8 protein-coding genes are annotated in these 11,490 nt (G+C 73.6%); 4 read left to right on the top strand and 4 right to left on the bottom strand.

Features of this window, described 5'->3' with window-relative positions:
• Positions 1–38: 38 nt before the first annotated feature.
• Both ACIQOE_RS18865 and ACIQOE_RS18860 read right to left on the bottom strand, forming a co-directional pair.
• Positions 39–659: a hypothetical protein gene (locus ACIQOE_RS18865; RefSeq protein ID WP_351322083.1), complete on the bottom strand. Its 621-nt coding sequence runs from the start codon at positions 657–659 to the stop codon at positions 39–41.
• A gap of 31 nt (positions 660–690) precedes the next feature.
• On the bottom strand, positions 691–978 hold the full coding sequence (locus ACIQOE_RS18860; RefSeq protein ID WP_365556381.1) for a hypothetical protein: 288 nt from the start codon (positions 976–978) through the stop codon (positions 691–693).
• A 145-nt stretch (positions 979–1,123) separates the two neighbouring features.
• Between ACIQOE_RS18860 and ACIQOE_RS18855 the strand changes: the two genes are divergently transcribed.
• The 3 genes from ACIQOE_RS18855 to ACIQOE_RS18845 all read left to right on the top strand — a co-directional run bounded on the left by ACIQOE_RS18855 (position 1,124) and on the right by ACIQOE_RS18845 (position 4,961).
• Positions 1,124–1,804 carry a hypothetical protein gene (locus ACIQOE_RS18855; RefSeq protein ID WP_351322079.1) on the top strand — a complete coding sequence of 227 codons (681 nt, stop codon included), beginning with the start codon at positions 1,124–1,126 and terminating at the stop codon, positions 1,802–1,804.
• A gap of 245 nt (positions 1,805–2,049) precedes the next feature.
• Positions 2,050–3,624, top strand: a complete 1,575-nt coding sequence (locus ACIQOE_RS18850) for an ABC transporter substrate-binding protein (RefSeq protein ID WP_365556383.1) — start codon at positions 2,050–2,052, stop codon at positions 3,622–3,624.
• Between the two features lie 689 nt (positions 3,625–4,313).
• A complete protein-coding gene (locus ACIQOE_RS18845) occupies positions 4,314–4,961 on the top strand; it encodes a response regulator transcription factor (protein WP_351322075.1) in 648 nt (215 codons plus the stop codon).
• Between the two features lie 101 nt (positions 4,962–5,062).
• Here the strand turns inward: ACIQOE_RS18845 and ACIQOE_RS18840 are convergent, their stop codons facing one another.
• On the bottom strand, positions 5,063–5,938 hold the full coding sequence (locus ACIQOE_RS18840; RefSeq protein ID WP_401412445.1) for a hypothetical protein: 876 nt from the start codon (positions 5,936–5,938) through the stop codon (positions 5,063–5,065).
• A gap of 454 nt (positions 5,939–6,392) precedes the next feature.
• On the opposite strand from ACIQOE_RS18840, the gene ACIQOE_RS18835 reads away from it, so the two are divergent.
• Positions 6,393–9,065 carry a SpoIIE family protein phosphatase gene (locus ACIQOE_RS18835; RefSeq protein WP_401412443.1) on the top strand — a complete coding sequence of 891 codons (2,673 nt, stop codon included), beginning with the start codon at positions 6,393–6,395 and terminating at the stop codon, positions 9,063–9,065.
• Between the two features lie 47 nt (positions 9,066–9,112).
• On the opposite strand, the gene ACIQOE_RS18830 is transcribed toward ACIQOE_RS18835, so the two are convergent.
• Entirely contained in the window at positions 9,113–11,428 is a 2,316-nt protein-coding gene (locus ACIQOE_RS18830) for an FtsX-like permease family protein (RefSeq protein ID WP_401412441.1), read from the bottom strand.
• Between the last annotated feature and the right edge of the window lie 62 nt (positions 11,429–11,490).

Raw genomic sequence — 11,490 nt, 5'->3', positions numbered from 1 at the left:
TCACGGCGACGGCCGCCCCTGCGGGGGACGGGGGACCGTCAGACCTGGACGCCGTCCTCGGTGAGGAACCGGAACGTGCTCGTGACGGCGTCGAAGAGGTCGTACACCTCGTTCCGCAGCGGCAGGTTGGGGCTGGCGAGGGTGACCACCAGGAAGTCCTCGGTGGTGCCGGGCACCGGCATCATCGTGTGCATCGTCAGCAGTTCGACGGAGACGTCCGCGGTCACCCGCGTCACCTCGGTGCCGGTCACCCGGGCCACCCGGCCGACGTGGGGCACCTCCGCCGAGGCGATCACCCGGTCCTTCGGCGCCGTGCCGGAGGCGGAGGAGACGCCCAGCTGCGCCGACAGCACGGGCAGCGTCATCTCCTGGCCCTCGGGCGTGGTGACGGCGAAGACCATGCCGTACGCCATGAACAGCCCGTCGGGGTACATGGTCGCCGTGCCCGCGGCCAGCAGCGCGCCGTGACGGCGGGCCGCGCGGGTCACCTCACGGCCCTGCCGGAACATGTCGTTGATCTCGGCCTTCCGCCGCGGATCGTCCGTCGAGGCGAGCGCCTCGGCGCGCAGGCGCGTCAGCTCCTCGCCGCCGAGGTCGATCTGGTCCCAGCCGTCGGGGACGTCCAGCAGGAATCGCCGTGCCGTGCTCGCCGTGCTCATCGCTCACCCTTCACCGTGTCCGTCGGGGCGGTCACTTGCCGCCGCCGAGATGCGCCACCGCGTCCTGGTCCGTCTTGGCCATGGAGTCGAGGATGTTGCCGATGGCGGACCTGATCCCCTCCACCTGCTTCTGGAGCTGGTGCTTCCCGTCCTCCCAGCGGTTCTCGAAGTTCTGGGCCGCGCCGCGGGACAGTTCGGGGCCGAAGGCCTTGTCGAAGTCGAACAGGCTGTGCCCGATGTCGATCTCGCTCTGGACGGTGCCCAGCATCTTCTGGGCCTCTTCGAGCTCGCTGACGGGGATGTAGACGTCGGACGCCACGGCCGGCTCCTGTTCCTGCACGACGACGGTCGGTTCTCCGGCAGGAACACGAGGCCGACGGGCGGAATCGTTCACCCGGAGGGCAGCCGGGAGAGATCCGGGCACCGCGTTGAACCCCGGACGGCCTCCGCGTCGTGTGTCTCGCATGAACTCGTTTCTCAGCGGCCCGCCGTCCCCCGGGGCCGCCAAGCGCCGCGTCACCGTCGCCGCCGCCCTCGCGGTGTGCGGCGTGGCGAGCCTGACCGCCTGTGGCAAGACGATCCAGATAGGCGACAGCAACGCCCCGTCCACGCCGGCCGCCGCCCCGGCCACCTCCGCGGCGCCCGCCACGACGGGTGCCCCCGCCCAGGGCGCCGGCAACTCGGCCCTGCAGGTGGTGGACTCCACGGCACGGGACGCGGGCCTCAACGGCACCGGCGGCACGGTGGTCGGCGCCGCCGTGCAGGAGGCGCCGCCGAAATGGGTGCAGCTGGCGGCGGTGACCTCCCCGCAGCTGTCGGCCCCGCACCTGATCAACATCAACCAGGCGGCGCTGTACCGGTTCGACGCCGACACGGCCTCCCCGTCCGCGTCGCACTGCGACGGCGCCTGCGCGGTGAAGTGGCCGCCGGTGACCATCCAGGAGGGCGGCAACGTCTACCTGGCGGGGGTGAACCCGAAGGAGGTCGGCGCGATCCGCAGGCAGGACGGCCAGGTCCAGGTCACGGTCGGCGGCCGGCCCGTCTACCGCTTCTCCGGCGACACCGCGGCGGGCGACCTCAACGGGCAGGGCGTGGACGGCAAATGGTTCGCGGTCGGCCCCACGGGCCAGAAGGCGGTGAACTGACCCGGGCGCCGCGGACCGCCGGGAATTCAGGCCGCCGCGCACCACCGTGCGGCGGCCGTTCCGGATTTCCCCGCCCGTGCTCCGCACGGCAGGTCGAATTCCGGTCCCCGCGCCCCTGACGCTGCCTGCGAGTCACCACTTGCTGCCCAAACGATCCTGCTCTCTCTCGGCACGGCAATTCGCCGTCCGGCGCCTGATAGAAACCCGATGCAAAAGGCGTCCCGGAGCAGAAGAAGGCATCTCAAGTGAGCAAGCGCAGCGGGTGGTCGATTCTGCCTGCCCTCATGGCACTGACGTCCGTCCTGTTGACCGGCTGCGGTTCCGGAGTCGGTTCTGACGACGGCTCCCGCGTGGTCGTCGGAATGTCCGACGACATTCTGGCCACCGACCCCGCGTCGGGCTATGACCCGGGTTCCTGGCTGCTGTTCAACAACGTATTCCAGTCGTTGCTCGGTTTCCCCAACGGAAGTGCGGAGCCGGAGCCCGACGCGGCCGACCGCTGTTCCTTTACCGATACCCGCAGCGAGGTCTATCGCTGCACCCTCAAGGAGGGCCTGCACTTCAGCAACGGTGACGCGCTCACCGCGCAGGACGTGAAATTCTCCTTCGACCGTCTGCGGAAGATCGACGATCCCGCGGGACCGGCGGTCATGTTCCAGTCCCTCGACCGGGTCGAGGTGCCGGACGACCGCACCGTGGTCTTCCGGCTCAACACGCCGGACGCCACCTTCCCGAGCAAGATCGCCTCGGGCGCCGGGTCCATCGTCGACCGGCACGAATACCCGGCGGACGCGCTGCGGCGGGACCACACGGTCGTCGGGTCCGGCCCGTACACGCTGGACTCCTTCGACGAGAAGCAGGCGGCCTTCTCGGTCAACGCCGCCTACCGGGGCACCGCGCAGGCGAAGAACGACGGCGTCACCCTGAAGTTCTTCCACGGCCGGCGGGGCGCGCTCAAGGACGCCCTGACCGGCGGATCCGTCGACGTCGCCTACCGCGGACTGAGCGCCCAGGACATCGCGGACCTGGACGAACACGGTTCCCGCGAGGACGCCGAGGTCGTCGAGGGCAACAGCGCCGAGGTCCAGGACCTGGTCTTCAACATGGACGACCCCGTCGCCGGCCGGCTCGGGGTGCGGCGGGCGATCGCCTATCTGATCGACCGCAACGCGCTGGTCGACCGCATCTACAAGGGCACGGCCATCCCGCTGTACTCGATCGTCCCGGCCGGCATCGTCGGCCACAACACCGCGTTCTTCGACCGCTACGGCGGCGAGCCCTCCCGCGCCAGGGCGGCCGCGGCGCTGCGGGCGGACGGCATCGACGACAAGGTGTCGCTCACCCTGTGGTCCACGCCCTCCCGCTACGGGCCGGCCACGGACGACGAGCTCCGGGCCATCGCCGACCAGCTGAACGCCAGCGGCCTGTTCGACGCCCGGATGAAGTCCGTCGCGTTCGGCAGGTACGAAAAGGACATCGCCGCCGGAAAATACGGCGTCTACGTCAAGGGATGGCTTCCCGACTATCCGGATCCGGACAACTTCACCGCACCGTTCTTCGGCGACGAGAACGTGCTCGGCAACCATTTCGAGAACACCACGATCACGCAGAAGCTCATTCCGCGCACGGCGACCGTGAGCAACCGCTCGGACACCGCCGCCGACTTCGGCGAGATCCAGGACATCGTCGCGGACCGCCTGCCGATGCTGCCGATCTGGCAGGCGAAGCAGTACGCGGTCATCCGGCACGACGTGGACGGATATGTGTACTGTCTCGACACGTCGACGGTCTTCCGGTTCTGGGAACTCTACAAGTCCTGACGCGACGCAGGTCAGTCGCCGCCTTCGGACGCCCCCGGGAGTTCACCGAGACTCCCGGGGGCGCCCGCGCGCCGGTCACCGGATTTGTTTCCCCGAGAACCGCCCCCGAGTCGTTCTCGGGGCCATTCACGGCGCCTGCGCATGCCCCGCCTCTCCCCGCGAGTGCCCTATTCGCGGGTCGATCGCGCAACGATGCCGCCTCAAAGGGCAACTCTCTTTATCTGACGCCTTCTTGTGCGTGGCGGCGGCCAATGGCAGTTGTATGGTCCCTCGGAACGAGCAAGCGGTGTCGCATGGAACGACGGTGAGCATGTACGGAAATGCTGCTGGTGCGGCAAGGCACCCGCGCGCCGGTGTGCGGAGGTCCGCGCGGGGTGACAGAACCGGGACTCCCGAAGTGTCCCGGTAGCCGTCACAGCCCGCCTCCGGCCGGGCGCGCGTCCCGAACCTTCGCCCGCCGCTCCGGCGGACATCCAGAACTGAAGATCACCAAGCCGTCACCACGGGGCGGCTGCCGGGCGTCCCGACCGAGCTCCCGAAGCGGATGCTGATCCAGCGTCGCGAGGGTGTGCCGATCATCCGGCCCCAGACGCCCGCCCGGCCGGCGGTTCCACGACGAACCCTTGGAACCCCCCACATCACGCGATCGTGCGCCGAGACCACGTCGCGCCGATCCTGGAGGACCTGCGTTGACCCACAAGGAGAAGTCTCCTGCCCTGATATCGATCGTCGTCCGGGCGGCCGATCCGGTGTCCTTGCAGGGTGCCGAGGTGCTCCTGCGCAGGTCGGAAGGGGCGATGCTGCTGCCGGCCGACCAGTTGGCGCGGGCCGACGTCGTCCTGGTCCTCGCCAACGAGGTGACCGAGGAGGCCATGTCCTGGATGGAGGAGGCCTCGGCCGTCTCCGTCAACCCCGAGATGCGGATCGTCCTGGTCGCCGACCGCATCAGCAGGCCGCGGCTGGCCCGCGCCGTCCGCCTCGGCCTGGTCAGCGTGCTGCCCCGCGCGCAGGCCGGCTTCCCGGAGATCACCCAGGCCGTGCTGAACAGCCGGGCGGGCGGGGCGCAGATGCCGGGGGAACTGCTCAGATCGCTGATCGAGGAGCTGCGTACGCTGCTGCGCGATCCGACGGGCGCGATCCTGCCGGGCGGTTTCGAGGGCCGGGAGGTGGAGGTGCTGCGGCTGCTGGCCGAGGGCCTCGACACGACCGAGATCGCGGCCAGGCTCAACTACTCCGAGCGCACCATCAAGAACATCATCTTCGCCGTCACCCGTCGGCTGAACCTGCGCAACCGCACGCACGCGGTGGCCTACGCCATGCGTATCGGCGCGCTGTGAGCCGTCCCCGGACGCGCTGATCCGGCCGGCGGGAGGGGGCTCGCTCTCCTGACGAAGACTTCCCCTGAAGAAAGGTTTCCCTCCCGCCGGCCCGACGGGTCTCAGCCGCCGACGCGCAGCACCGGGCCCGCCTCCACGATCCCGTCCTCCCCGGACGTCACGGGGACCGGCACGGCCGCCACGGGCCTGGTGACGGGCTCGGGGGGCGTCAGCAGATACGGCGGCAGCTCGCGCGTGACCAGCGGCCTCGGGGCGTCGCGCACGTCCTGGAGCGGGGTGACGTACAGGTTGAAGGCCACCGTCAGCAGGGCCAGGGACACCACGGCCGCGGCCGCCACCCCGAGGGCGGGGCCGCCGAGACCGGCACCGGCCGCGCCGCCCGCGCCCGCCGGGGCCACGGTCACCGCGGCGAGGTGCGTGTACTGCGCGGCGCACAGCAGCGCCGCCGCCAGGAACGGCGCCACCGCGCCCACGGGTCCGCCCGGCGGCGCGGGCCACAGCAGGGCCGCGGCCGCCGCGGCGGTCAGCGCGACGGCCGCCGACGTGACACCGAGGGAACGGCCGAACGCCACCGGCGGCGCGTCCAGCGCGGTCGTGCCCAGGAAGTACACCGCGGTGAGGCCGGCCGTCAGCACGGCCCCGCCCGCGACCGGCCCCGACCGGGACCGGGCGGTGTCCGCGAGGCCGAGACCGAACACCGCGGAGCCCGCGCAGACCAGGGCGGAGAACGCGGTGGGCAGCGCGTCGTGGCGCACCGTGGCACCGGACACGCCGTAGCCGAGCAGGGCGATCACGTTCGCGCCCCAGGTGCCGGCCGCGAGCGCCAGCACGGCGAGGCCGAGCCAGGTCCGCCCCGCCTCCGCCCTTCGCGCCCGGTGGCGGACCGTACAGGCCCGCACCTGGAAGGCGGCGGCGCACGCGGTCGTGTACGCGAGAACCGGGAACAGCAGATGTGTAGAGAGATGTTGGGGGCCCAAGGCCAGACTCCACTCCGAACGAACAGCGCATCGAGGCGATGGCGCGTGAGCCGTCCCCTCGCGTCATGGCGGGGAGGGGTCCGCAGGCCCGGGTGGTCGTCGTCTGTATCGGCCCAGCCGCAGATTCGATCCGGAGCTCCCGCAATCCGCCCAGGCCACACCCATTGTGTCGGGGTTCGCGCGCCCGGAGAACGGCGATCAGGTCAACAAGACTGCCCCTTGGGGAACTTCACCCGGCGCCGCCGCCCGTGCACGGCACGGGCCCCGCCCCCCGGAGCCGCCCGCGCGAGCCGTCCGCCGCACGGTCCCGGCGCAGGTCCGGGCCGCGTCCGCACCCCGCGCGCGGGGTCCTGCCGATGTGGCGGTCGCGCACCCCGTGATGCACACTGACGAAAAGGCGGAATCACCCGAATCGCGTACACATGCACACTGCACCCACTCGACCGGGAACGCCATGACCACGGCCCCGAACGACGGAAGTGCCGCGCCGCGGCGGCCGGCCGGACCCGCGTCCTCACCGGCGGCGGCCCTCCTGGACGGCGCCGGCGACGTCATCGGATGGTCCCGGGCGGCCGAGGCGCTGCTCGGCTACCCGGAGGGCGAGATCCTGGACCGCCCCGCCGACGCGCTGCTCGCCGGCGGCGACCGTGTGCCGCGGCCGGAGCACGGGGACTGGAGCGGGGTCGCGCGGGTCCGGCACCGCGCCGGACACGACCTGCGGCTCGGCCTGCGGGTCTGCGCGCTGGGCGGTGCCGCGGGCCGCGAGCACTGGCTGATGACCATGTTCGACCTGGACGAGGCCGTGCTGCCCGGCGTCAACCGGTCGCTGCTGGACGGCCTGCTCGCGCACCTGCCGATCGGCATGGCCGTCATGGACACGGAGCTGCGGTACACCTGGGTCAACGACGCCCTGGTGCGGGCGTCGGGGGTGTCCGACCGGCTGGGACGCACGCTCGGCGCGGTCTTCCCCTCCGAGCAGGCCGCCGCGGGCGAGGTCGCGATGCGCCGGGTCCTGGAGACGGGCACGCCGTGCATCGACTACGAGTACCGCGGGCCCATCCTGTCCGACCCGTCCGGCGAGCACATGTACGCGGCCTCCTTCTTCCGGCTGGAGGACGAGGACAACCGGCCGACCGGGCTGTGCTACCTGGTCCTCGACGTCACCGAACGGTGGCGCAGGCACCACCGCGAGCTGATGCTGGGCCGGGCCCGCGCGTGCGGCAAGCAGCTGGACCCGGTCCGGGCCGCGCAGGAGCTGGCGGAGATCTGCGTACCGGACTTCGCGGACCTGGTGAGCGTCGAACTCGCGGACGCGGTGATCGAGGGCGGTGAGATCCCCGCGGTCTCCGGGAGCGAGCCCGTCCGGCTGCGGCGGGCCGCGCACCTGGCCGCGGGCGAGGCATGCGTGAGCTTCCCCGGGAGTGCGAACGGGGCCGTGGAGTACGGCCCCCGCTCCCGGGCCGCCCGCTGCCTGACCGACGGCGAGGGCACCCTCGGCGCACCGGCGGACGTCCACCCCGACGCCGGGGCCGATGCCCGCGGACACCCCGGGACGACCGCCGCCGGCGACCCCCGCGGCACCGGGCCGGTGCGGACCGCGGCGGCCGGTACGGACGCCGACGACCGTGAGCATGCCGGTACCGCCGGCCCGGAATCCGCCGGTACCGCCGGTGGGGACCCCGACGGCCGGGATCACGCGGGTACCGCCGGTGCGGACGCCGACGTCCGCGAGCACGCCGGTACCGCCGGTACGGACACCGACGGCCCGGAGCACGCCGGTACCGCCGGTACGGACGCCGACAACCCGGAGCACGCCGGTGCCGCCGACGAGGACGCGTACCATCCGCCGATCACGGTTCCGCTCTGTGCCGGTGCCGCCTCGCTCGGGCTCGTCACCTTCCGGCGCCGCCGGGACCGGGACCCGTTCACCCCCGAAGACCTCGCCTTCGCCGAGGAGTTCGCGGTGCACGGGAGCGCCGCGCTGGCCGCCGCGCACCGCTTCGCGCAGGAACGCCGGATCTCGCTGTCGCTGCAGCGGAGCCTGCTGCCCGGACGGCTCGGCGGCGACGAGGCCGCCGAGATCGCCTGGCGCTACTTCCCCGCCTCGCAGGAGGCGGGCGTCGGCGGCGACTGGGTCGACGTGATCCCGCTCTCCGGCGCCCGGGTCGCGCTGGTGGTCGGGGACGTCGTCGGCCACGGCGTGGGCGCGGCGGCGGCCATGGGACGGCTGCGGGCCGCCGTGCACACCCTGGCCGCCATGGACCTGCCGCCCGATGAACTCCTCGCCCACCTCGACGACTTCGTGACCCGGATCCGCGCCGAGCAGCCCTGCGGCGCGGACGGCGCCGGCCTGCTGGGCACCCTGGGCGCGTCCTGCATGTACGCCGTATACGACCCCGTCGACCGGACCTGCACGCTGGCACGCGCCGCCCATCCGGCCCCGGTGATCGTGCGGCCGGACGGGACGGCCTTCGTGCCCGACCTCCCGGCCGGTTCGCCGCTGGGGATCGGCTCGGTACCGTTCGAGGCCGTCGAGATGGACTGCCCGGACGGCAGTCTGGTGGCCTTCTTCACCGACGGCCTGGTGGAGGACCGGCACAAGGACATGGAGGAGGGCGTCGCCCGGCTGCGCGCCCTGCTCGGCGACCCCGGCGCGCCCCTGGAACGGCTCTGCGACGACGCGGTCGACGCCCTGCTCTCGCGCCCGCTGCACGACGACGCCGCCCTGCTGCTCGCCCGCACCACCTCCTTCCCGGACTCCGACGTGGCGGTCTGGGAGATCCCCGGCGACCCCGCGGCCGTCCGCGAGGCGCGGGCCCTGGCCAACCGGCAGCTCGACGCGTGGGGCCTGGACGACCTGCGGTTCGCCACCGAACTCATCGTCAGCGAACTGGTCACCAACGCCATCCGCTACGGCACCGCCCCGATCCGGCTGCGCCTGATCCGCCACCACGTCCTCACCTGCGAGGTGCTCGACGGCAGCAGCACCTCGCCGCGGCTGCGCCACGCCAGGACGACGGACGAGGGGGGCCGGGGACTGTTCCTGGTGGCGCAGGCCTCGCGGCGCTGGGGCTACCGGTACACCGGCTCGGGCAAGTCCATCTGGGTGGAGCAGGAACTGCCCTGACGCCCGGCCCCGTCCCGGCCGCCCGGGGCGGCGGGTCCGCCGTGCGGTCAGGCCACCGCTGCCAGGGAGTCCGCCAGCCGGCGCCGGGCCGCGCGGGCCGCGGGCAGTGCCGCGAGGGCGGCCGCGCCCAGCATGGTGGCGGCGCCGGAGCCCAGCAGCAGCCACAGCGGCGGATCCTGCGCGATGCCCGCCCCGATGCCGCTGGAGCGGCCCTGCGCGTCGATCAGCCAGTGGGCGAGCGGGGCGCCGAGCGCGGCGGCGGCCGCGAACGCGGCCAGGGCGGTGCAGCCCATGGCCGTCATGGTGACCGCGGTGATCTGCCGCGGGGACAGGCCGACGGCCTTCCAGGCCAGCAGGTCGCGCTCGCCCTCGCGGACGGTCCCGCCGATCGCGGTGAGCACCTCGACGAGCCCGATGAGGGCCAGTACGAGGATCAGTCCCGCCACCACCCCGCGCAGCGGGGACAGCTCGTCGGCCGGGTTGGCCGCGGCGTGCACGTCCAGCCGGTCGTGGGCGGCAGCCGTCAGCCGTCCGGCGACGGTGTGCGGGTCGGCGCCGGCCACCAGGCGCACCTGGTAGAGGGTCGGGGCGAGCCGCGGATCGTTCTCGCGGAGGGTGTCGAGCGAGGTGGAGATGACCCGGCCGGCGTTCTCCGGTTCGATGCTGCGGCCGACGATGTGCAGGATCTGCGGCTGGTCGCCGACGGTCATCCGGACCCAGTCGCCGACGCGCACGTCCAGCAGGTCGAGCAGGCCCTGCCCGGCGACCGCCTCGTCGCTCTGGCGCGCCGCCCGGCCCTCGGCGAGGGCGTACGGGTAGGGGTCGTGCCGGGTGCCCAGGCCGCGCAGCGCGATCGTGGCGGTCTGCCCCGGCACCAGCGCGGCCACCTCGACGCCCGGGTAGGCGGCGGCGACCTGCGGATCGCGGGCCAGCAGGGCGCGGACCTCCCGGTCGCCGAGTCCCGAGTGGGTGTGCACGGTCAGGGCGGTGGGCACGCCGATCCGCTCCGGGCTGCTGTGGAAGCGGTCGAGGGTGGTCCAGGCGCTCATCGCCACCACGATCAGCAGCAGCGGCAGCGCCAGCCGGGCGACCGTGGCCAGCGAGCGGGCCGGCCGGGAGAAGGCGGTGTGCAGGCCGAGCACCAGGGGCGCCGGCACGTTGATCTCCAGGGCCCGCCGCAGCGGCGCGGCCAGCCGCCCGCCGGAGCCGCCCCGGACGGCGCGCGGTGCCCGGCCCCCGCGAGGGGCGGGCCGGGCGCCGGGCACCGGCGGGACACGGCCCGCGCGCCAGGCCGCGAGCCCCGTCGTCGCCGCGATGAACAGCACCGCTCCCGCCGGGACGGCCAGCTCCGTCAAGGTGTGGCCGGGCAGCACCCGCCACATCCGGACGGCGTCGCCCAGCCGGCCCGGGACCCGGCTGCCGAGCGCGTCCGTCAGCGCGACGGCGGCGACGGCACCGGCCAGGGCGTACGCGATGTGCTGCGAGAGGAAGACCCGGACCACCTGGCTCGGGGTGAAGCCGACGGCCTTCAGGACGGATATGTCGCGCAGGTGCCCGCGGATGCGGGTGGCGATCGCCCCGTGCACGGCGAACCCGGCGGCCACCAGCGCGCCGAGGCCGAACAGCCCCAGCACCTGGCCCAGCAGCCGGTTGTCGCCCTGGGCCTCGGCGCGGGCCTGCTGCCAGGTGGAGACCTCGCCGATGGCGCCCGAGCCCAGCACGGTGACGGCGCGCTGCACCGCGTAGTCCGTCTCGGCGGGATCGGTCAGCCGCAGTCCGACGATCTGGCCGGTCGGGCGGTGCACGGCGGCGGGCAGCGCCCAGACGAGACCGGGCTGCTCACCCGGGCGGTAGCGGGCCTCGGCGGTGTCGGCGATCCCCGCCACGGTGAGCGTTCCGCCGCCGTCCGGCAGCGCGAGCGTGTCGCCGGGGCCGGCCAGCAGGGCGCGGGCCAGGCGGCTCTCCAGGACCACGCCGTCGGGTGCGGCGGTATCCAGCCAGTGCCCGGCGGTGAGCAGCGGACGGCCCACCGAGGGGAGCGCGGAGGTGGCCCGCAGCTCCACGGTGGCGCGGGTGCCGCGGGCGCCGAGGGTGGTCACGGCGGTGGCGTACGGCCCGGCCACCCCCTCGACCCCGGCCACGGCCCTGAGTCTGCCGAGGTCGGTGGAGGTGCCGGTGTGGATCCACACGTGTGCGCCGCGGGTCTGGGAGAAGACCCGCTGCCAGGGGTTGGTGGCGTAGCCGAACAGCGCGGCGGCCAGCAGCAGCGACACCACCACTCCGGCGGTGGCGAGCACGAGGAAGAGCGCCTCGCCGCGGTGCGCGCGCAGGTCGGAGTGTGCCCAGCGCAAGGTGGCGCGCATGAGATCCAGCCCTTCCGGTGGGTCCGAGAGATCGGTGCGGGTCGGGGTGCGGCCGTACGGCG

Source organism: Streptomyces sp. NPDC091282 (assembly GCF_044757385.1).
In the GTDB taxonomy this organism is placed as follows: Bacteria; Actinomycetota; Actinomycetes; order Streptomycetales; family Streptomycetaceae; genus Streptomyces; species Streptomyces gramineus.
Note: the sequence above shows the minus strand (reverse complement) of the source record. Positions and strands in the feature narration are given on the sequence as shown.

Coding starts and splice junctions, on each gene's coding strand:
- ACIQOE_RS18865 (WP_351322083.1), bottom strand. CDS start 659: ATGAGCACGGCGAGCACGGCACGGCGATTCCTGCTGGACGTCCCCGAC.
- ACIQOE_RS18855 (WP_351322079.1), top strand. CDS start 1,124: ATGAACTCGTTTCTCAGCGGCCCGCCGTCCCCCGGGGCCGCCAAGCGC.
- ACIQOE_RS18835 (WP_401412443.1), top strand. CDS start 6,393: ATGACCACGGCCCCGAACGACGGAAGTGCCGCGCCGCGGCGGCCGGCC.
- ACIQOE_RS18830 (WP_401412441.1), bottom strand. CDS start 11,428: ATGCGCGCCACCTTGCGCTGGGCACACTCCGACCTGCGCGCGCACCGC.